This window comes from Streptomyces sp. NPDC057445 (genome assembly GCF_042802855.1).
GTDB lineage: Bacteria > Actinomycetota > Actinomycetes > Streptomycetales > Streptomycetaceae > Streptomyces.
Window position 1 is genome coordinate 98495 of the sequence record NZ_JBHVDH010000018.1, and the last position, 22163, is coordinate 120657.

Annotated in this window: 12 protein-coding genes; 7 read left to right on the forward strand and 5 right to left on the reverse strand. The window is 71.7% G+C overall.

The annotated features are described in order from the left end of the window. Positions 1-4: 4 nt before the first annotated feature. The 5 genes from ACFU5O_RS28765 (at position 5) to fxsT (ending at position 9713) form a co-directional block, all read left to right on the forward strand. Positions 5-3463 carry an SAV_2336 N-terminal domain-related protein gene (locus ACFU5O_RS28765; protein WP_384244941.1) on the forward strand — a complete coding sequence of 1153 codons (3459 nt, stop codon included), beginning with the start codon at positions 5-7 and terminating at the stop codon, positions 3461-3463. A gap of 106 nt (positions 3464-3569) precedes the next feature. After that, positions 3570-3761, forward strand: a complete 192-nt coding sequence (gene fxsA, locus ACFU5O_RS28770) for an FxSxx-COOH cyclophane-containing RiPP peptide (protein WP_384244943.1) — start codon at positions 3570-3572, stop codon at positions 3759-3761. Positions 3762-3900: 139 nt separating this feature from the next. Continuing rightward, entirely contained in the window at positions 3901-5217 is a 1317-nt protein-coding gene (locus ACFU5O_RS28775; protein ID WP_384244944.1) for an FxsB family cyclophane-forming radical SAM/SPASM peptide maturase, read from the forward strand. Beyond that, positions 5214-6617, forward strand: a complete 1404-nt coding sequence (locus tag ACFU5O_RS28780; RefSeq protein WP_384244945.1) for an aKG-HExxH-type peptide beta-hydroxylase — start codon at positions 5214-5216, stop codon at positions 6615-6617. The genes ACFU5O_RS28775 and ACFU5O_RS28780 overlap by 4 nt, the downstream gene beginning before the upstream one ends. A gap of 99 nt (positions 6618-6716) precedes the next feature. Beyond that, on the forward strand, positions 6717-9713 hold the full coding sequence (fxsT, locus tag ACFU5O_RS28785; RefSeq protein ID WP_384244947.1) for an FxSxx-COOH system tetratricopeptide repeat protein: 2997 nt from the start codon (positions 6717-6719) through the stop codon (positions 9711-9713). Between the two features lie 81 nt (positions 9714-9794). Here the strand turns inward: fxsT and ACFU5O_RS28790 are convergent, their stop codons facing one another. From ACFU5O_RS28790 to ACFU5O_RS28805, 4 genes are all read right to left on the reverse strand, one after another. Then, positions 9795-13643, reverse strand: coding sequence for a multifunctional oxoglutarate decarboxylase/oxoglutarate dehydrogenase thiamine pyrophosphate-binding subunit/dihydrolipoyllysine-residue succinyltransferase subunit (locus tag ACFU5O_RS28790; protein ID WP_384244949.1), 3849 nt, complete (start codon positions 13641-13643; stop codon positions 9795-9797). A 305-nt stretch (positions 13644-13948) separates the two neighbouring features. Further along, positions 13949-15040 carry an ATP-binding protein gene (locus tag ACFU5O_RS28795; protein ID WP_384244950.1) on the reverse strand — a complete coding sequence of 364 codons (1092 nt, stop codon included), beginning with the start codon at positions 15038-15040 and terminating at the stop codon, positions 13949-13951. Next, positions 15037-15780: a response regulator transcription factor gene (locus ACFU5O_RS28800; RefSeq protein WP_384244951.1), complete on the reverse strand. Its 744-nt coding sequence runs from the start codon at positions 15778-15780 to the stop codon at positions 15037-15039. Before ACFU5O_RS28800 ends, ACFU5O_RS28795 begins: the two co-directional genes overlap by 4 nt. 85 nt (positions 15781-15865) lie before the next feature. After that, on the reverse strand, positions 15866-16567 hold the full coding sequence (locus ACFU5O_RS28805; protein WP_384244953.1) for a spermidine synthase: 702 nt from the start codon (positions 16565-16567) through the stop codon (positions 15866-15868). Between the two features lie 783 nt (positions 16568-17350). Here ACFU5O_RS28805 and ACFU5O_RS28810 point away from each other — a divergent pair. Further along, positions 17351-18190, forward strand: coding sequence for a rhomboid-like protein (locus tag ACFU5O_RS28810; protein ID WP_384244954.1), 840 nt, complete (start codon positions 17351-17353; stop codon positions 18188-18190). Here the strand turns inward: ACFU5O_RS28810 and ACFU5O_RS28815 are convergent. Further along, a complete protein-coding gene (locus ACFU5O_RS28815; protein WP_384244955.1) occupies positions 18169-18822 on the reverse strand; it encodes a GNAT family N-acetyltransferase in 654 nt (217 codons plus the stop codon). The genes ACFU5O_RS28810 and ACFU5O_RS28815 overlap by 22 nt on opposite strands. A 131-nt stretch (positions 18823-18953) precedes the next feature. Between ACFU5O_RS28815 and lon the strand changes: the two genes are divergently transcribed. Next, positions 18954-21356, forward strand: coding sequence for an endopeptidase La (lon, locus tag ACFU5O_RS28820; RefSeq protein WP_384244956.1), 2403 nt, complete (start codon positions 18954-18956; stop codon positions 21354-21356). Positions 21357-22163: the final 807 nt, after the last annotated feature.

The following is a 22163-nucleotide window of genomic DNA, read 5'->3' on the forward strand; positions in this document are numbered from 1 at the left end:
GCTGATGCCCGATGCCGTGGCACGGCACGGACCGGATGACCTGCCGCCCGACCGGCCCGGCGACGGCGGGCCGGACCGTCACGACGGCGGCGGGCCGAGGAACCACGACGGCGGTGTGCCAGGGCGCCATGGCAGCGGCCTGCTGCCCGCCTTCGTCGCCCGGCTGCGCGAACTCGGCCTCGATCCGGACGCCGAACAGCTCTGCGACGCCCTCTGGCTCGCCCGGTGGACCAGGCGCCCGGAGCCGCAGCCGGCGACCGGCCCAGGGTCCGGGGACGGACAAGGGCCCTCCGAGGAGCGTACGCAGAGCCCGGCCGGACCTCCGCGGACCGGGCCGCCGGATCCCGTGACCCCGCGTGAGGAAGACCCGGTGCCACTGCCCACCGCCGTGGGCGACGACCGGCGGGTGCCCCTCTACCCCTTACCGCCCCGCTCCGGACCCGGGGCCTCCGGACGGCGCGAGACCGCGGGGCTCACCGTCGGCGTACCCGCCGCCCCCACCCTCCCTGCGCCGCTCGAACTGCAGCGCGCGCTGCGGCCGTTGCAGCGCTACCGGCCCCCCGCGCCCGCACTGCGCCGCACCCTGGACGAGGCGGAGACCGCCGAGCTGAGCGCCCGTGCGGGCGGACTGATCATCCCCGTGTTCCGGGCGGTCCCTCGGGCCGAGGCGCTTCTGCAGTTCGTCATGGACGCCTCGTCGTCGATGACGGTGTGGGACCGCCTCTTCGGAGAACTCCTTCAGATCTTCGGGCAGTTGGGCGCCTTCAGGGATGTCAGGGCGCGCTATCTCCACCAGGGCCCCGACGGTGTGCCCGTCGTCAGCCGCAGTATCGACCCCGCCGCCGCCCCGCTGCACTCCTCCGACCGGCTCAGCGATCCGACCGGACGCAGGGTCACGGTGGTGCTCAGCGACTGTGCGGGACCACTGTGGCGCAGCGGGCGCGCCCACCGGCTGCTGCACCAGCTGGCCCGGCAGGCGCCCGCCGCCGTGGTGCAGCCGCTGCCGCAGCGCATGTGGAACCGCACCCGGATGCCGGTCACCTACGGTGTGCTGTCCCGCGGTGAAGGCGTCACGGGAGCGGCCGTGCTGAAGGTCGCGACCGACGAGGCCGGTGCCGCTCCCGGGCGGACGCGACGCGGCGAGCTGCCGATCCCCGTGCTGCCGCCGGTGGCGGGAGCGCTCGGCGCCTGGGCCAGGCTGCTGTCGGGGACCGGCGCGGGGCGCGTCTCCGGTGCGGTCGGCTGGGTGCGTTCGGACCATCCCGCGCTGCAGGCAGCCGGCCGGGGCCGTCGGCCCTCCCCGCTCCAACTCGTCAGCAACTTCCGGTCGGCGGCCTCTCCGGCTGCCGGTCAGCTGGCCGTGTATCTGGCCGCGGCTCCGCTCTGTCTGCCGGTGATGCAGCTGGTTCAGCGCACGATGCTGCCCGCCTCGGGCCCTTCCGAGCTCGCCGAGGTCCTGCTGAGCGGGCTGCTGACACGCGGCGGGGGCGGCGACGGCAGGGACGAGGGGCAGTGGTACGAGTTCGCGCCAGGGGTCCAGGAAGCTCTGCTCGGGCCGCTGGGGAGGGACGAGGCGCTGCTCGTGCTCAAGCACTGCTCGGAGTACGTCGAGCAGCGGTTCGGCAGGGGTGGGCCGAACTTCCCTGCCCTCGCCCTCGCCCAGCTGGACGACGGCCGGCACCGCTTCCCGTACATGCCTGAGGGCGCACCGGCCGACGACCCGGAAGACAGCGGCGAGAGCGGTGAGAACGGCGGGAACGGCACGGGGACCCGCCGGGTACCGCATCCCTTCGCCGAGGTCGCAGCGAAGGTGCTGGAGCGTTTCCTGCCGCTTCCGGAACAGTTCGCGGGGCACGGCACGCTGCCCGGCGGTCCGGCAGGAACCTCCGACCGGACGTCGGACGCCTCGGTGGAGAGCGCCCGGAGCCTGCTGCGGCAGTTCGAGTCGGACGGCATGGTGCAGTACCTGATGGACGCGGTGCAGGTGCTGCGCGGCGCCGTCGAGCGCGAGCAGCGGACCGGTCCGGGCCCCGGCAAGGAGCTGTGGGCGGAGTTCGCCCGCTGTCTCCTGCGGCTCTGGGAGGTCCAGGGCGGCGGTGAGCTGCTGCGCGAGGCCGAGCGGGCCGCCGAACGGGCTTCCGCGCACCGCGGGGCCGTACGGGAAAGGGCCGTACTCGCCAAGGTGCTTCATGCCGCCGCCGACGACCGGTGGCGACGCGGCGACCGGCGCGGCGCCCTGGAACTGCTGAGCCGCGCCGACCGTGAATACACCGCGGCCTGCGCGGCCCCCGGTCTCGATCCGGCCGAGGCCCTGCGGCTCACCCTGGAACGGGTGCGCGCCCTGGAGGCACAGTGGCGTCTGGGCGGCGACAGTGCGTTGCTGCAGGGCGCCGTCGGGATGCTGGAGGCGTTCGCCGACGTCTGGCCCGACCAGGAGAACCGGCCGCTCAGTCTGCCCCTGGCGCACGGGAGGACCCTGCTCAGACTCTCCGGTGCGACCAGCGACACCGAGCAGTCCCGGGTGTACGCGGGGCAGGCGGCGCGTTCGCTGCGCAAGGCGTTCGTGGACGAGGACGGCGGACCGGCCGGCAGGACCGGCGGCGGTCAGCTGCGGATTCTGCTCGACCTGGTGGACGCCCTGCTGCGTTCCGGCGACGGGACCGACGAGGCCGGCACCCTCGTGGAGCAGGCACTGGAGACCGCTCGCGAGCCTCGTCTGCGCGCGTCGTTGCAGACGAGGGCGGGAAGGGTGTGCGTCGCGCGTCATGAACACTCCGGCGATCCGCTCGAGCTGGAGCGGGCCGCGGAATGGTTCGGCGCCGCCTCGCGTGGCGTGCCCCGTGACTCGCGGGCGCACGCCGATCTGCTCGCCGAGTGGGGAAGCGCCCTGCTCCGCCGCGCCGAACTCCCCGACGGGCGGCCCCACATAGGCGGCGCCGTCCGGGTGCTCCGCGACTGCCGCACGGAGACGGCGGCCGGCAGCGCCCGTCAGGCCGGGCGGCTGCTGATGCTGGGACGGGCACTGATGCTGCGGCACGGGGCCACGGAGGACCGGGTGGATCTGCGGGAGGCCGAGCATCTTTTCGGCCTCGCGGCACGGGAGGCGAAGGATCGGCTGACCGCGGCGGAATGCTGGCTGGAGCTCGGCAAGGCCCATCTGGCCGCGTACCGGAGCCTCGGCCGGCCGGCCAGGCTCGACGAAGCGGCCGAGGCGTTCCGTGATGCGGCGGAATCCGCAAGAGAGGCCGAAGCGGAGCTGGACAATCCACAACAGCTCCAGCATGCCGCCGAGTTGAATGCTAGGGCCAACCACTGGCGGGGTAGGACCTATGAGGACGCGGGCCGCCCCAGGGCCGCACGCGAGGCGTACCGGGCGGCCGCCCAGGTGTGGCGCAAACTGCCGGACCACGGCGGCGCCGAGGGCGAAGCCACCGCCGAGCGGCTGGCCGAGCTCGAGCGGTAGTCCGACGGACGTGACCAGATCGACGAGCGGCGACGAGCGGCGACGAGTGACAAGTGGCGACGAGTGATGACGCGAGCGATGAGCTCGACGGCAACGGGGAGACAAGATGGACGAGTCGGTGACTGAAGAGGCGGCGGGCCCGGCGGACGGCCGGGCCGGACTGCCCGATCTGCTGGGGCTCGATCTGGAGGCGCTGCGGACCCTGGACCACCCGGTGCTTTCCGAGGTGCTTGCGGATCTGCGCGGCAGGGCGGAACAGCCGCGGGAGATGCTGTGGGGTTTCAACAACGCGTTCTGAGCCCCTGTGCGGCCGGGTTCCCGCAGGGTTTCGGACCGTGAGTCCGCCGAACAGGACAACCTTCCCGACGCGATGTTTGCCCGGCGGACGCACCAGGGATACTCGCCTCGGACCGGCAGCGGGGGCCGCCCCGGAAGAGATGGCAGGGGCCGGACAGCATGGGGGTGCCGGAGTGTCTCGAAACACGGTCGCCCCCGTGCCCTTCTGCCAGTTCATCGTCAAGGTGCACGGCCGCTGCAATCTGGCCTGCCGCTACTGCTACCTCTACGCGGGCCCCGACCGGACCTGGCGCGCCCGTCCCGCCGCCGCGCCGCCGGACGTCCTCGACCGCACCGCGGCCCGGATCGCCGAGCACGCGGCCACGCATGCCCTGAGCGACATCGCCCTCGTCCTGCACGGCGGCGAACCGCTGCTCGCGGGCGTGGACCGGCTCGCGGCCTTCACCGCACTCGTACGCGAACGGGTGCCCTCCGTCTGCACCGTTCACGCGACCGTGCAGACCAACGCCACCCTGCTCACCGATGCGCGCGTCGCCACCCTCGCGCGGCACGGCATCCGCATCGGCCTCAGCCTCGACGGGGGTCTCGCCGCCCACAACGCGCTGCGCACCGACCACGCGGGGCGGCCGTCCTGGCCCGCGGCCTACCGCGGCGCCAGGCTGCTCGCCGAGAGGCATCCGGACGCCTACGCCGGCATTCTCACCGTCGTCGACCCGCGCACCGACCCGGTCGAGATGTACGAGTCGCTCCTGGCCCTGCGGCCGCCCGCCGTCGATCTGCTGCTCCCGCACGGCAACTGGACCAGTCCGCCACCGGGCCTCGACACGGAGGGCCCGGACACTCCGTACGGGGACTGGCTGTGCACGGTCTTCGACCGCTGGTGGCCCGCGGGGCGCAGGGAGACCAGGGTCCGGCTCTTCGAGGAGTGCCTCGCGCTGCTCCTCGGCCTCCCCGGTGCCACCGAATCCCTCGGCCTCGACCCCGTCAACGCCGTCGTCGTGGAGACCGACGGCGCCATCGAACAGGTCGACTCCCTGAAGTCCGCGTACGACACGGCCGCCGCGACCGGGCTCGACGTCTTCCGGCACAGCTTCGACGAGGCCCTCGAGCACCCGGGGATCGCCGCCCGGCATGCCGGGGCCGCGGCCCTCGCCGCCGTATGCCGTGCCTGCCCGCTGCTCACGGTCTGCGGCGGCGGCCACTACGCCCATCGCTTCCGCGCGGGGCACGGCTTCACCGACCGTTCCGTGTACTGCGGCGACCTCGACCGTTTCATTCGTCATGTGGCAGGCCGGCTGGCAGAGGCGACCAGGACGCCTGCCACGCCTGCCACGAACGAGACGCCTGCGACGAACGAGATGCCTGCCACGCCTGCTGCGACCGCCATGCCTGCTGCGACCGCCACGCCTGCTGCGACCGGGACGGCGCCCACGACGGCCGTCGGAGCCCTCCCATGAGCGCCGCGAGTCTCCGCGTCGCCACGCTCCCGGACGGGGCGCTGCGCGAACTCGGCCGCACCGAAGGCAGCACCGAGACGCTCGGCCTGCTCGTACGCGACCAGCACATCCGCCGGCTCGTGCTGCTGCGTGCCCTCCTGGACGCGGCGCAGGACGCCCCCGCGGCGGTCTGCCCGCCCAAGGCACTGCGGCGCCTGCACGACGACTGGGCGCTGCTGGAGGCCGCGGAGCGCGCCGACCGGGCCGCGGTGCGCGAACTGCTCCTCTACCCGCTCGTCGGACCATGGGCGCAGCGCTGTCTCCACGGACTCACCGCAGCCGCGCCGACATCCGGACTGCGCGCCGATCTCGATCACTTCGCGGCGCTCGCCACGACGGGCGCGCTCCGTGCGGGGTTGCCGTTCACGGCCCGCGTCTGCGCCCGGGAGGGACTGCTCGCGCTTCCGCTCCTGGGCGCGCTGCGCGTCCGGACCGGTCCGGTCGACCTCTCCTTCGACGGCGGTGAACTGACCGTACGACAGCGCGCGGACACGCCGGTCAGGGTGCGGGTCGGGGCCGATGGCGCCCACGCCGACGACCCGCGCTGGGTGCCCGCGATCATGCTGCCGGCCGTCCTGCCGGACGGCGCCCCCGTTCCCCTCGACGACCTCCACCCGTACCGCACGGCGGGCAGCGGCCTGGAGAGGCACGGACTGAGCGCCGCGGCCGGCCTCGACGAGGGCGAGCGCAAGGGCTGGGCGGAGTCCTGGGCAGGAGTGGAGCCGCTGCTCCGGCTCGGTGGTGAACACCGGCCGGCCGAAGCGGCCGCCCTGCTCCGCTGTCTGGTCCCGCTCGCTCCGCCACCCGGTTCGACGGTCGCGGGGGACGGCGCCGCGCACTGCAGCGGCACCCGGCGCGAGGCCTTCGGCGCCGTCCTCAGCAGCAAGCCGTCCACCCCCGCCTTCATCGCCTCGACCCTGGTCCACGAACTCCAGCACACGAAGCTGGCCGCGCTCGGCGAGCTCGTGCCACTGCATCACGAGGACGGCGAACCACGGCACTTCGCGCCCTGGCGGTCCGACCCCCGCCCGTTCGACGGGCTGCTCCAAGGGGCGTACTCGCACCTCGCGCTCGCCGACTACTGGCAGCGCTTCGCGCTGGGCGCCGGCAGTGCCCGGCACCGGGACCTGTCCTGGGCCGAGCACGCCCGCTGCCGCGAACAGGTAGGGGCGGTCCTGCCCGTGCTGGCCGGCTCCGCGGCGCTGACCCGCGAAGGGCGGATCCTCGTCAACGGCATGATCGGGCTCTACGACCAATTGGCTGATCATCCGCCCCCTTCGGGGCACCGGGCACGCGCAGTGGCATATGTCAGTACCGCGCGCGTGATCTGGTGCCAGCGGAACGGATCGCCAGGGACGTGAGCGGGTGGGAGCGGGCGCGGCGAAGCCGCAGAACCAGGCCGGACCGGGGGACGCGGGTGTATGTTCGTAAGGCTTGTCACGAGGCAGGGAGACGGTTCAATGCCCGGAGCACGTAAGCAAGTTGGAGCGACCGGGACGCAGACCGTCACCATCAGTTTCGCCGGTTTCAACCGGGCCTGGGCGGCCTGGATCGGGGACCGTCTCGAACGCCGCGGGATGCGTGTCGTCTTCCAGCGCTGGGACCCGCCCGTCGAGGTCCCGCTGGAGGAGACGCTCCGGGATCTGATGCTCGCCCCCGGCCGCATCCTGGTCCTGCTCAGCGACTGGTACTTCCAGCTCGGCCCGCGCAGCCACGACGAGTGGAACAGGGCACTGCGCGAGGTGGTGGCCCCGGAGCCCGAGCGGTTCGCGGCCGTGTGCATCACCACGTCCCGGATCCCCACCGCCACCACTGCCCTCGCCGCCGCGGACCTGACGAACGTCGGTGCGGAGGAGGCCGAGCGGCGGCTCCTCGCCCGTCTCGAGCTGCCCACCGAGCCGCTGCCCGGGGCCGCGGACGACCGCCACGGTCCCCGCTATCCCGCCGACACCCCCGAGGTGTGGGGCGGGGTCCCCCGCCGCAACACCCGCTTCACCGGCCGGGAGAGCCTGCTCAACGACGCGTACCACGCCCTCCAGGAGGCAGGTGCGGGTGCCGGCGTGGTGACCCTTCACGGCATGTCCGGCGTCGGCAAGACACAGCTGGCAGCCGAGTACGTCTACCGCTTCGGCTCCGAGTACGACGTCGTGTGGTGGGTCTCCGCCGAGAAGCGCGTCACCTACCGGCAGAAGCTCGCCGAACTCGCCCCGGCGCTCGGCCTGTCGACCGGCGCGGAGTACGGGGAGCGGCTGCGCGCCGCCCGCGACGCCCTGCGGCGCGGCGATCCGTACTCGCGCTGGCTGCTGGTCCTCGACGGGGCCGACGAGCCCGAGCACATCTGGGACCTGGTGCCGACCGGGCCAGGACATGTGCTGATCACGTCGCGCAACCCGGAGTGGAGCGAGCACAACAGCAATCTGCTCGAAGTGCCGGTGTACGAGCGGGTCGAGTCGGTGGCCTTCATCCGCCGCCGTGCTCCCCGCCTCACCCATCCCGAGGCGGACCAGCTCGCGGAGGCGCTGGAGGACCTGCCGCTGCTGCTCGACCAGACGGCGGGCTGGCTCAACGACTCGGACATGTCGGTCGAGGAGTACATCGAGCTCCTCGAAGGCGGCATCGACCAGGACGTCGTCAAGGTCTCCGCCGACTTCCCGCTCGCCTTCCAGACCGCCTGGTCGATACTGCTCAACAAGCTTCGGGAGACGGTCCCCGAGTCCGTCGACCTGCTGCGTCTGTGCACCTTCTTCGCTCCGGGCTCCGTGCCCGTACGGCTGCTGAAGGAGATGCCGCCCGGTGTGCTGCCCGAACAGCTGACGGGGCTGATGAACGACCCGCTGCTGTGGAACAGGGCGATCGGGCAGCTGCGGCAGTACTCGGTCGTACGGCTGGAGTCCCACGAATCGATCTCCGACGAGGCCGCGTCCTCTGGCGAGTCGCTCTATCTGCACCGCATGGTCCACCAGATCGTCCGCAAGGACATCCCGGAGCGGGACGGCAAGGAGTTCGTCGACGTCGTCCGCCGGGCCCTCGCCGCCGCCGAGCCCGGCCGCCCCACCGACACCCGCCTGTGGCCGCGGTACGCGGAGATCACCCCGCACCTCAAGTACGCGGACGTCCTCCAGAGCACCGACCCGGCGGTCCAGGCGTTGGTCCTCAACTGCCTGCGCTACATGTATCTCTCGGGTGAGTACAAGACGGGCATCAAGCTCGGCGAACGGGCCATGGCTGCCTGGAAGACCCTCCTCGGCGAGACCCACCCCCGGGTCTGGGACCTCAGCTACCACTACGCCAATCTGCTGCGGGCCGTGGGCGACTACGCGGGCACCGAGGCCATCGAGCGTGCCGCCGTCGACCATCTGCGTGTCGAGCGCGGCCCTCAGGACCTGGAGCATCTGCGCGCGGCCGGCGGTCTCGCGGCCGATCTGCGCGGACTGGGGCGGTACGAGGAGGCCCTGGAACTCTCCGGCTGGATCCTCACGGCGTACCGGGAGCTCCTCGGCGAGCAGGACTCGCGCACGCTCAACGCCCAGAACAATCTGGCCATTTCGCTCCGCCTTCTCGGGCGGTACACGGAGTCGCTGGAACTCAACCGGCGCACGCTGGAGGCTCGCAGGCAGTTGCTGCGGCACCGGCACGCGTGGACTCTCTTCTCGGAGATCAACTACGCGACCGATCTGCGACTGCTCGGCCGCTACGGCGACGCCGAGTCGCTGCAGGTCCAGAGTGTCCGTGTGCACCGCATCGTCATGGGCCGCGACAACCCGCAGACCCTCCAGGCCGAGCACAGCCTCGCCCTGTGCCAGTACCGCATGGGCGAATGGGACAAGGCCAAGGAGCTGTTCACCCGCGTACTGGAACGCAGCGAACGGGTGCTCGGCGAGGGCGATCCGCTCACCATGAGGTTCGCCGCCAGCCAGTGCTGCTTCGCGCGCGAGCACGGTGACATCGACCGCGCACGCGACATAAGCGAGCATGTCGTCGGCGGATACACGGACATGCTCGGCGAGACGCATCCGTACACCGCGGGAACCAAGGGGAACCACGCCCTGATCCTGCGCAATGTCGGAGACCGGGAGCAGGCCCATGCGCTGGTCGAGGAGGCCCTCGCCGACATGAGCCGGGCCGTGGGGGAGCACCACCCCTGGACGCTCGGCTGTGCCGTCAACGCGTCCGCGCTCCGCAATCTCGTGGGTGACCCGGAAAGCGCCGCCGAACTGACCGAGGCCACGATGGCGCGCGCGATCGAGGTCCTGGGCCGGACACATCCGCTGACCCTCTCCTCCCGGATCGCCCACGCGGCGGATCTGCGGGGTCTGCGGGAGCGGCAGCGCGCGGACAAGATCGAGACGGAGGCGCTCGGCGACCTCGAGGACACCCTCGGCGCCCAGCACGTCCACACGGTCTCGGCCCGGTCGAGGAACCGGCCCTACTGGGACTTCGAACCACAGATCATCTGAACGACGGGACGCGAAAGGGCCGGCCCCCACCGATCACTTCGGTGGGGGCCGGCCCGTGACAACCGCGAGCGGTCGGCCGGATCAGGCCTCGAAGACCTCGTTCACCAGCTGCTGCTGCTCCGCCTGGTGCCGCTTCGCCGAACCCACGGCCGGGGACGACGAGTGCGGGCGGGAGATGCGGCGCAGACGCTCACCGTGCGGGACGTCCGCACCGACCGCCAGGTCCAGGTGGTCGATCAGGTTGAGCGCGATGAACGGCCAGGCACCCTGGTTCGCCGGCTCCTCCTGGGCCCACAGGTACTTGTCGGCGTTCGGGAACTTGGCGATCTCCTCCTGGAGTTCGGCACCCGGCAGCGGGTACAGACGCTCCAGACGGATGATCGCGGTGTCCTTGACGCCGCGCTTCTGACGCTCGGCCTCGAGGTCGTAGTAGACCTTGCCGGACGTGAAGACCACCTTGCGGACCGCGGCCGGGTCCACCGAGTCGTCGCCGATCACCGGGCGGAAACCGCCGGTGAGGAACTCCTCCGCCTTCGACGCCGCCGCCTTCAGACGCAGCATCGACTTCGGGGTGAAGACGATGAGCGGCTTGTGGTGCGGGTTGTGGACCTGCCAGCGCAGCAGGTGGAAGTAGTTCGACGGCAGGGTCGGCATGGCGACCGTCATGTTGTTCTGCGCGCACAGCTGGAGGAAGCGCTCCGGGCGGGCGGACGAGTGGTCCGGCCCCTGGCCCTCGTAGCCGTGCGGCAGGAGCAGTGTGACGCCGGAGGTCTGGCCCCACTTCTGCTCGGCCGAGGAGATGAACTCGTCGACGACGGTCTGCGCGCCGTTGACGAAGTCACCGAACTGGGCCTCCCACATGACCAGCGCGTCCGCGCGGGCCAGCGAGTAGCCGTACTCGAAGCCCATCGCCGCGTACTCGCTGAGCAGCGAGTCGTAGACGTTGTAGCGGGCCTGGTCATCGCTGAGGTAGAGCAGCGGGGTGTAGTCCTCGCCGGTCTCCTGGTCGACGAGGACGCCGTGGCGCTGGCCGAAGGTGCCGCGGCGGGTGTCCTGGCCGGCGAGCCGGACCGGGGTGCCCTCCATCAGCAGCGAGCCGATGGCCAGGGTCTCGCCCATGCCCCAGTCGATCGTGCCTTCCTCGACCGAGGCCGCGCGGCGCTGCAGCTGCGGCATCAGACGCGGGTGGACGGTGACGTGGTCGGGGACGTTGACCTGGGACTCGGCGATCCGCTTCACGACCTCCTGGGAGATCGCGGTGGTGACGGCCACCGGGAACTCGGGCTGGGCGTCCGGGACATGCGGCGGAGCCGGCTGGGAGGTGGCCTCGCGGACTTCGGCGAAGACCTTCTCCAGCTGGCCCTGGAAGTCCTGGAGCGCCTGCTCGGCCTCTTCCAGCGTGATGTCGCCACGACCGATGAGCGACTCGGTGTAGAGCTTGCGCACCGAGCGCTTCTTGTCGATCAGGTTGTACATCTGCGGGTTGGTGAACTGCGGGTTGTCGCCCTCGTTGTGACCGCGGCGGCGGTAGCAGATGAGGTCGATCACGACGTCCTTGTTGAACGTCTGGCGGAACTCGAAGGCCAGGCGCGCCACGCGGACCACGGCCTCCGGGTCGTCGCCGTTCACATGGAAGATCGGCGCCTCGATCATGCGGGCCACGTCGGTCGCGTACATGGAGGAGCGCGACGACTCCGGGGCGGCGGTGAAGCCGACCTGGTTGTTGATCACCACGTGCACGGTGCCGCCGGTGCGGTAGCCGCGCAGCTGCGACATGTTGAGCGTCTCGGCGACGACGCCCTGGCCGGCGAAGGCCGCATCGCCGTGGAGGGCGACCGGCAGGACGGTGAAGTCCGTGCCGCCCTTGTTGATGATGTCCTGCTTGGCGCGGACGATGCCCTCGAGGACCGGGTCGACCGCCTCCAGGTGCGAGGGGTTGGCGGCCAGCGAGACCTTGATCTGCTCGCCGTCCAGGCCGGTGAAGGTGCCCTCGGCGCCCAGGTGGTACTTCACGTCGCCGGAGCCGTGCATCGACTTCGGGTCGAGGTTGCCCTCGAACTCGCGGAAGATCTGCGCGTACGACTTGCCGACGATGTTCGCGAGGACGTTCAGGCGGCCGCGGTGGGCCATGCCGATGACGACCTCGTCCAGGCGGGACTCGGCAGCGGAGTCGATGACCGCGTCGAGCAGCGGGATGACGGACTCGCCGCCCTCCAGCGAGAACCGCTTCTGGCCGACGTACTTCGTCTGCAGGAAGGTCTCGAACGCCTCCGCCGCGTTGAGGCGGCGCAGGATCCGCAGCTGCTCCTCGCGCTCCGGCTTGGCGTGCGGGCGCTCGACGCGGTCCTGGATCCACTTGCGCTGCTTCGGGTCCTGGATGTGCATGAACTCGATGCCGGTGGTGCGGCAGTACGAGTCGCGCAGCACGCCGAGGATGTCGCGCAGCTTCATCATCGACTTGCCGCCGAAGCCGCCGACCGCGAACTCGCGCTCGAGGTCCCACAGGGTGAGGCCGTGCTCGGTGATGTCCAGGTCGGGGTGCTTGCGCTGGCGGTACTCGAGCGGGTCGGTGTCGGCCATGACATGGCCGCGGACCCGGTAGGAGTGGATCAGCTCGAAGACACGGGCGGCCTTGGTGACGTCGTCGTCGTGCGAGGCGTCGATGTCCTTGAGCCAGCGGACCGGCTCGTAGGGGATGCGCAGCGACTCGAAGACGTCGTCGTAGAAGCCGTTCTCACCGAGGAGGAGGCCCGCGACGATCCGCAGGAACTCGCCGGAGGCGGCGCCCTGGATCACCCGGTGGTCGTACGTCGAGGTCAGCGTCATGACCTTGGAGATGCCGAGCTTGTTCAGGGTGTCCTGGGAGGTGCCCTGGAACTCCGCCGGGTAGTCCATGGAGCCGACGCCCATGATCACCGACTGGCCGGGCATCAGACGCGGCACGGAGTGGACGGTGCCGAGGCCGCCGGGGTTGGTCAGGGAGACGGTGACGCCCGTGAAGTCGTCCATCGTCAGCTTGTTGTTGCGGGCGCGGCGGACGATGTCCTCGTAGGCCTGCCAGAACTCGAAGAAGCTCAGCGTCTCGGCCTTCTTGATGCCCGCGACGACGAGCTGGCGGTCGCCGTTCGGCTTCACCAGGTCGATGGCGAGGCCGAAGTTCACGTGCGGCGGCTTGACCAGGACCGGCTTGCCGTCCTTCTCCCCGTAGGACCAGTTCATCGACGGCATGGCCTTGATGGCCTGCACCATCGCGTACCCGATGAGGTGGGTGAAGGAGATCTTCCCGCCCCGGGCGCGCTTGAGGTGGTTGTTGATGACGATCCGGTTGTCGAAGAGCAGCTTCACCGGGACCGCGCGAACGGACGTGGCCGTGGGCAGCTCCAGCGAGGCGTTCATGTTCTTCGCGACGGCGGCGGAGGGACCGCGCAGGGGCACCAGCTCGGGCCCCTCCTTGGGTTCCGCGGCCTCCTTGGCCGGCTCTGCGGCCTTGGCGGGCTTCGCGGGCGCCACGGCCGCCGGCTTCGCCTTGGCCGGCTCAGGAGCGGCAGCGGCGGGCTTCACCGGGGCCGGAGCAGGTGCGGCGGCGGCCGGTGCGGCGGCGGGCTGGGCCGGAGCAGCCGGAGCAGCCGGTGCCGCGGGAGCCGCCGGCGCCGGAGCTTGTGCGGTGCCCGGCGCCTGGGTGCCCGCGGTGGGCGTGGCCTCCGCTGCCCCCGCGGCAGCGGTGCCGGTGGTGGCGGTGGTGGTACCGCCCGGCTTGTAGTCGGCGAAGAAGTCCCACCAGGCACGGTCGACCGAATTCGGGTCCTGGAGGTACTGCTGGTAGATCTCGTCGACGAGCCACTCATTGGGACCGAACGCGGCAGCGGGGTTCTTCCCCTGCCCGTCTGGGTCGGTCGAAGTGCTCGAGTTACTGGGGGACTGAGACGACACGGCGGCAACCGCCCTCTTCCGCTTCACAAGGTGATGGACAGCGGAAAACAAGGCTACGCCTCCCTGGCCGGGAGGTGCAGGCGGGGCATGGTCATCGTCGCCTAAGTCACACCGGACAGCCGGTTTCGGTGCAGGAAATGGCGGGAAACAAGCGTGGTTCCCCTTCGAGAAGGGTACGAGTGAGCGTGGCCGCGGCCCCGTGGGCCCGCACCTCCGGCCGCACGCACTCCCGTGCCCGCACCGGTTCAGCAGGAACCGAAGCGGCCGACGCCTAGTGAATGCCGGCTTCCGGTTCGAACCCTACGTCAACCGCGCCGCTGAGGAATTCCCGGAAGGGTGACCTGTATGCGGCAACCGCGCGCCGATTCGGCCACGCCGATACGTCCTCCGTGCAGTTCCACGGCCCAGCGGGCGATCGCCAGCCCCAGGCCGGTACCGCCGTCGCTGCCCGGCCCGTGCGGAGACGGGACGCTGCCGCGGTTGAAGCGCTCGAACACCTTGTGCCACTCCGACCGGGGGATGCCGGGACCCTCGTCCTGCACCTCGAGGTCCAGCGACTCCGCGTGCGGGCCCCGACGGGCCCGTACGGTGACCCGGCCGTGCGGCGGGGAGTGCTTCACCGCGTTGTCGATCAGATTGGCCACCACCTGGTGCAGCCGCTCGGCGTCCGCGTGTGCGGTGAGCTCAGGCGGGTGCACATCCAGGTGCAGATGGACGTCCTTGCGGGTGTGGCTGCCCGAGCCGGAGGAGAGGCCGCGCCGCCCGGCGGCCAGATTGGCCTCCTTCAGCACGCCCGACAGATACGGCCACACCTCGAAACGCCGCGCCCTGAGCGTGACCACACCGTTGTCGAGCCGGGACAGATCCAGCAGGGTCTCGACGAGCCGGCCGAGCCGCTCGGTCTGCTTCAGCGCCGTACGCATGGTCTCCGGGTCGGCGGCCGAGACGCCGTCCACGACGTTCTCCAGGACCGCGCGCAGCGCCGCGATGGGGGTGCGCAGCTCGTGGGAGACATTGGCGACCAGCTCCTTGCGGTGCCGGTCCACCGACTCGAGATCGTCGGCCATCACGTTGATGGTGTTCGCGAGGTCGCCGAGCTCGTCCCGGCGGTCGGCGCCGCTCACACGGCGGGTGTAGTCACCGTGGGAGATCGACTTCGCCACGGTGTTCATCTCGTCCAGCGGGGCGGTCAGGCCGTGCGCCACGAACTGCGTGATCAGCAGGGTCGTGATCATCGCGAAGACGGTGATGTAGCGCAGCTCGGCCCCGGTCCTGAAGGCGACCAGCGCCAGCCCGGAAGTGATCAGCACCGACATCACGACCAGCGCGCCGAGCTTGGTCTTGATCGAGATCTCCACCGAGCCCAACTCGGACCGCAGCCGGCTCAGCCGGCTCATGGGGCCGGGGTCTCCAGCGCGTAGCCGACGCCGTGGACGGTACGGATCCGCTCGGCGCCGATCTTGCGGCGCAGCGCCTTGATGTGGCTGTCCACCGTGCGCGTACCGGACGCGTCGGCCCAGTCCCAGACCTCGGCGAGCAGCTGCTCGCGCGAGAGAACCGCGCGCGGCGTGTTCGCGAGGCAGACGAGCAGGTCGAACTCGGTCGGGGTGAGATGCACGTCGTCACTCTTGACGCGGACCCGGCGCTGGGCGTGGTCGATCTCCAGTTCGCCGAGACGCATGATGCCGCTGCGGGGCGTCACGGCGGCCAGCGCCGCACGCTCCACCCGGCGCAGCAGGACATGCACCCGGGCCGCCAGCTCACGCATCGAGAACGGCTTGGTCATGTAGTCGTCGGCCCCGACACCGAGGCCGACCAGCATGTCGGTCTCGTCGTCGCGGGCTGTGAGCATCAGCACAGGCACCGGACGCTGCGCCTGGACCCGTCGGCAGACCTCCAGGCCGTCGAAGCCGGGGAGCATCACGTCGAGGACCATCAGATCCGGCTGCCACGCCTCCGCCGCGTCGACGGCGGCAGGTCCGTCCGTGGCCGTCTGCACCAGGAAGCCCTCGGCGCGCAGTCGCGCGCCGATGGCCTCGACGATGGTGCTGTCGTCCTCGACCACCAGCACCCGGCGCTGGGCACTGGCCGTCGAATACGACGCGGCGCCGTTGTTGCTGGTGTGTGTTTGCTCCATCGCCCCGCCCCTGTCGCGCACTGCGAGCTGCGTGTAGATCCGTGTGTCAGGTCAGGTCAGCGTAAAGGCATCGCTCGGCTCCCGGCTACGCAGGGCGAACAGCGAGATGGACCACGTCAGGTACGCCTCGGGCAACTTGGATCTCTTCCGTACTTACCCCGGTGAATCCGGCATTCCGCATTGACTTCTCGAAATCGGCGGAGGGCTGGGCGGACCACACGGCGAGCACTCCGCCCGGCCTCAACCGCCTTGCGCAGGCGGCCAGTCCGGCCGGTGAGTAGAGGCTTTCGTTGCCCTCGGTGACGGTCCAGTCGGGGCCGTTGTCGATGTCCAGGCAGAGCGCGTCATATGTGTCGGAAGTGTTATGGAGGTACTCGACGAGATCCGCGTGAACGACCACGGTCCGCGGGTCGGCGAGGGCCGCGCCGGAGATCGCGGCGAGCGGACCGGAGCGGTGCCAGTCGATGATCGCCTGCTCACGCTCGACGACGGTGATCCGGGCCCAGGCGGGACTTGCGGCGGCATGGGCCAGCGAGAATCCGACGCCGAGGCCGCCGATGAGTACGGCCGCTGCCGGGCGGCCCCCGAGGGCGCCGAGCGCGGCGTCGATCAGCAGCCGCTCCGAGCGGCCGTCGGACGTGTCCATGAGGAAACAGCCGTTGGCGATGATCTCGTGCACCGGCCCGTCCCCGTCCCCGGCGCCCTGGCGTCGCCGCAGTGCGACCTCGCCGTAGGGACCCTCGCGCCGGTCGAGCGTGATGGGCGTCTGCGGGACTGGGAACGTCATGGTCCATACCTCCGGCGGCCGGCGACGACGACTCGGATCGGAGCCGTCCTGTCCGCCGGAAACCCGCCGGAACAGAGCGCCTACCCGCCCGACCGCTGTTCACACCACGGATCGTGGGCCCGGCCCCCCTCGCGTCGGCCGGGACCACGATCCGTGGTCGGGTTCCCCGGCCGGGCCACCCGGCCCCGGGGCGGGCGCCGCGCCACGCATACAGGCACGCGCCCGCGACGAACAGCCCCGCGGCAGCCGCCCAGGCCCCGGGCTGCGCGCCCGGCTGCACCGCCCAGATCCGGGCGGCACCGCCGTGGAACCAGGGCGCGGCCGTCAGGGCGGCGGCGAGGCACGCGAACGCGGGGAGCCGGCTGAGCCGCGCACCGATCACGACGGCAGCGGCGGCCGTGATGCCGATGGCGCCGAACGCGCCACGCGCCATGACCGGGGCGCCGGACCCGGCCCCGAGCACCGCGAACGCCAGTGTGGGCCGAGCGCAGGAAGCTGTTCTCCATCCGGGCCGAAATGTGGTGGGGCCCAGCCAATAGGTCACAGCCTCGTCGACCCGATGCGCGCTGGTCGTTGCTGCGTGCGCACTCCTTGGAGTACCCGGTCAGTGCCGCGGCGGCCTCCCAGGCGTACTCACGCAGCCATCGCTCCCGGAGGGGCGACCGGTTCACGGGAGGGATGGTTGCCCGGTGTGGCGCACGTCATGGACGCGGGCGTGATGATCGAGTTGGCTGGGCAGGGTCCCGGGGCTGTGGATGCGACGCCGACACGAAGGAGCCATACGTGGTGCAGCGGCTTGAGCCACGTGAACTGCTGGGCGGCATCCCGCGCCAGCGGCCGACGCAGCACGGCCGGACGGCACCCGCGCGCGAAGACCGCGGCGCTCCCGCACCGGCGCCCGTGCCGGCACCCGCACCCGCACCGGCAGAGTCACCCGCACCGGAGAGCCGCAGCGTTTCCGCGAAGGTCCGCGCCCGGGGGGTCGGCCGTCTCCTCCCCACTCCGGTCGGCACCCCCTTCACCTTCTGGTACGCCGTCGTCCTCCTCGCCACGTCCCTCTACACCGATTACGGTGACCCGGCCACCGTCTCCGCCCTGCTGCGCGGCTCCAGTACCGATGTCGCGCATCTCGCCACCACCCCGCTGCTCGTGCTGGTCGCCAGCGCCCTGTGGGTGGCGGGCGGGCTCGCGTCCGCGTACGCCGTCGGATTCGTCTTCGTGCTCACCGCACTGGAGCGGCGTATCGGAGGGTGGCGCGCAGCCGCGGTGTTCCTGGGCGGTCACGTGGCGGCCACCCTTGCGACGGAGCTCCCGGTCGGGCTGTCCGTCATGGCCGGGCACCTTCCGGGAACCTCGCTGCAGCGCCTCGACTACGGGATCAGCTTCGGCCTGCTGACGTGTGTCGGAGCGCTGGCCGGACTGCTCGGCCCGATGGCGCGGTCGGTGGTGCTCGGCTGGGTCTCCGTGGTGCTCCTCGGGGACCTCCTCACCTACGAGGACCCGCTCAGCAACTGGGGTCATCCGCTCGCGCTGCTGGCCGGTATCGCGGCCTGGCCCGTCGTGCGCCGGTGGGCGCGTGACAGGGCGGTGGCACGCCGCGCTCACTCCGGCTTCGCGTCGTAGAACACGCTGACCAGCGGCGCGACCGAGCGCCACCCCAGGGACTCGTACAGCGCCCGCCCGTCGGTCGTCCCGCCCAGCACGCCTACGGTGGCGCCCTGCTCGACCGCCGCGTTCTGGAGCGTGCGCATGACGACGCTGCCAAGACCCTTGCGACGGTGTTCGGGGGCCGTCTCGACCTGGTCGACGACGGCCTCTCCCGTCACGCTGCCCAGGGCGATCTGGCCGCGCGCCGCGAAACTTCCGTCCTCCGTGGTGATCAGCGCCCGGGTGACCCCGCCGCGTGTCCATGCCTTCAGCCGGTGCCCGGACGGTACGACGGCCTCGGTCCGACGGAGCCCGGCCGTCATCAGGAAGCCCGGCTCGTCGGTCGTCCAGTCGGGGCCCAGCCAGGCCAGGACCTTCTCCGGCTCCTCGAAGACCTTGAGCCAGTGCCCCGGAATCCGCGACGCCCCGGCGGCCTCGCGGACGGAGGACTCCGCACGGGCGGTGAGGACACCGCGGCTGGTGTGCCGGGGAAGCCCGACGTCGACCGTGAAGCCCCAGGACACGGCCACCGGCTCCGCGGCACCCCGTGAGACGACCCAGCCGTCTACCCAGGCCCCGATCAAGCGCGTAAGAGATGAATCGGTCATGGAGCTATTACATCGGCTGGTCGCCGGTCGTGGTGTGTGTGATCGCTCACAGCGGAACGCCGCGGGGGAACATTCACCGTCCCCCCTGCATTGAGTCCGTACAACTCAACTTGAATGCCGAAGGGGAGATCATGGCTTCGACGTCCACACCGCTCACTCTGCCTGTGCTGCCGCTCGACGACGAGGTCGTGCTGCCCGGCATGGTGGTGCCGCTCGACCTGTCCGACGCCGATGTACGGGCCGCGGTGGAGGCTGCCCAGGCAGCCGCCGGATCGGAGCCCGGCAAGCCCAGGGTCCTGCTCGTGCCACGCGTCGACGGAACCTACGCCGCGACCGGAGTGCTCGGCACCGTCGAGCAGGTCGGCCGGCTGTCCGACGGCGACCCCGGCGCCCTGATCCGCGGGCACAGCCGTGTGCGCATCGGCGCGGGCACGACCGGCCCCGGAGCGGCCCTCTGGGTGGAGGGCATCCGTGTCGAGGAGATCGTGCCCGACCCGCTGCCCGGATCCGTGGCCGAGCTCGTCAAGGAGTACAAGGCACTCGCCACCAGCTGGCTGAGGAAGCGCGGCGCATGGCAGATCGTCGACCGCGTCCAGCAGATCGACGACATCTCGGCACTCGCCGACAACTCCGGATACTCGCCGTTCCTCACCACCGCCCAGAAGGTGGAGCTGCTGGACACCGCCGACCCGGTCGCCCGGCTCAAGCTGGCCACAGAACAGCTCCGCGAGCACCTCGCCGAGCAGGACGTCGCGGAGTCCATCGCCAAGGACGTCCAGGAGGGCGTCGACAAGCAGCAGCGTGAATTCCTGCTGCGCCGCCAGCTCGAAGCGGTACGCAAGGAGCTGCGCGAGATCAACGGCGAGTCCGAGGGTGAGGAGTCCGACGATTACCGCACCCGGGTCGAGGCCGCAGACCTCCCCGAGAAGGTCCGCGAGGCGGCGCTCAAGGAGGTCGACAAGCTCGAGCGTTCCAGCGACCAGAGCCCCGAGGGGTCCTGGATCCGTACCTGGCTCGACACGGTCCTCGAACTGCCGTGGAACGAGCACACGGAGGACGCGTACGACATCCAGGGCGCCAAGACGGTCCTGGACGCCGAGCACGCGGGCCTGGACGACGTGAAGGAGCGCATCACCGAATACCTCGCGGTGCGCAAGCGGCGCGCGGACCGGGGCCTCGGCGTGGTCGGCGGACGGCGCGGGGGCGCGGTTCTCGCGCTCGTGGGTCCGCCCGGCGTCGGCAAGACCTCGCTCGGCGAATCCGTCGCGCACGCGATGGGACGCAAGTTCGTCCGGGTCGCGCTCGGCGGTGTCCGGGACGAGGCGGAGATCCGGGGCCACCGGCGTACGTACGTCGGCGCGCTGCCCGGCCGTATCGTCCGCGCCATCAAGGAGGCCGGGTCGATGAACCCGGTGGTCCTGCTCGACGAGATCGACAAGGTCGGCTCCGACTTCCGGGGCGACCCGGCGGCGGCGCTCCTCGAGGTCCTGGACCCGGCGCAGAACCACACCTTCCGCGACCACTACCTGGAGGTCGAACTCGACCTGAGCGACGTCGTCTTCCTGGCCACCGCGAATGTGCTGGAGTCCATCCCGGAGGCGCTGCTCGACCGGATGGAGCTGGTCAGGCTCGACGGGTACACCGAGGACGAGAAGGTCGTCATCGCCCGCGACCACCTGCTCCCGCGCCAGCTGGAGCGGGCGGGTCTGGCCGAGGGCGAGGTCACGATCGACGAGTCCGCGCTGCGCAAGCTCGCGGGCGAGTACACCCGCGAGGCGGGCGTACGGAACCTGGAGCGTGCGGTCGCACGGCTGCTGCGGAAGGTCGCGGCCCAGCACGAGCTCGGCGAGCGGGAACTGCCGTTCACCGTCGCCGACGGCGATCTGAGGGGCCTGATCGGCCGGCCGCACCATGTTCCGGAGTCCGCCCAGGACCCGGCCGAGCGCCGCACGGCCGTGCCGGGCGTGGCCACGGGGCTCGCGGTCACCGGCGCGGGCGGCGACGTCCTGTACGTGGAGGCGTCGCTGGCCGACCCCGAGACCGGAGCCGCGGGGCTGACCCTGACCGGCCAGCTCGGCGACGTGATGAAGGAGTCCGCGCAGATCGCGCTGAGCTTCCTCCGCTCGCACGGCGCGGAACTGGAGCTGCCGGTCGCCGATCTCAAGGACCGGGGCGTGCACATCCACTTCCCGGCGGGCGCGGTCCCCAAGGACGGGCCGAGCGCGGGCATCACGATGACGACGGCGCTGGCATCGCTGCTCTCCGGCCGGCAGGTCCGTACGGATGTCGCGATGACCGGTGAGGTGTCGCTGACCGGACGGGTGCTCCCGATCGGCGGTCTGAAGCAGAAGCTGCTGGCCGCGCACCGGGCGGGGACCACGACGGTCGTGATCCCCAAGCGGAACGAGGCCGACCTGGACGACGTCCCGGCCGAGGTTCTGGAGAAGCTGGAGGTCCACCCCGTGACGGACGTCCGCCAGGTGCTGGAGATCGCCCTGGCCCCGGCGGAAGTCCCGGTGACCGCCGCGGCGTAACGCCCGCGCGGTTGCCGCCACTCCCTGGAGGAGGCCCCGAAGCCCACCGGCCCGGCCCCGGCATTGCGCCGGGGCCGGGCCGTCGGCATGTCCGGTGTGTGCCCCGCAGCGCGCCCCCTCGCCGGCCGGTTCCTGTGCGGTGGGGTCCGGGTGCCCTTGCGGATTGCCCGCTCGTACGGGTGGCGGGCCGCATCCGGCTGCGGGGCGGCTTCCGCGCCGCCGGGGCCGAAGCCCGGCAGGGCAGCCCGCTGGCGCCGGGTCGGGTCGGGGCGGATGCCGCCGGTAAGGCCCGCCCGCACGGCGGCCCCGTACGTCCGCGCGGGTCCTTCCGGTCCCGCCTGCACCGGGGCGCCGCGCGCGGGTGCGCCACCGCACGCGTTCCGTACCCCGTCCGACTGGCCGCTTCGGCGGGGCAGGTTTGGCCGGTCAGCCGGTCCGGCGGCCGTGGCTTGCCGCCGATGGGGGGCTGAGGGTGTGCCGTCGATCTGGACTTCGGCGTCCGGGCGGCTCTTGAAGCGGTCCCCGCTCGTGTCGGGTCGGGGCGGAGCCGCCGGTAAAGCCCAGCCGCACGGCGGCCCCGTACGCCCGCGCGGGTCCTTCCGGTCCCGCCTGTTCCGGGGCGCCGCGCGCGGGTGCGCCACCGCACGCGTTGCGGGCCGGTGGTCCGGCCGACCGCCCGCGCCGCAGCGGGGCGCGGCGGCCCTGGTTCGCCAAGACTGCGGGGAGCCGCGTCGGCGCCGTCGGTCCGGACGACGGCGTCCGTGCGGTCGCCCAGCGGGTCAGCCGGATGCGGGGAGACACGTGTGC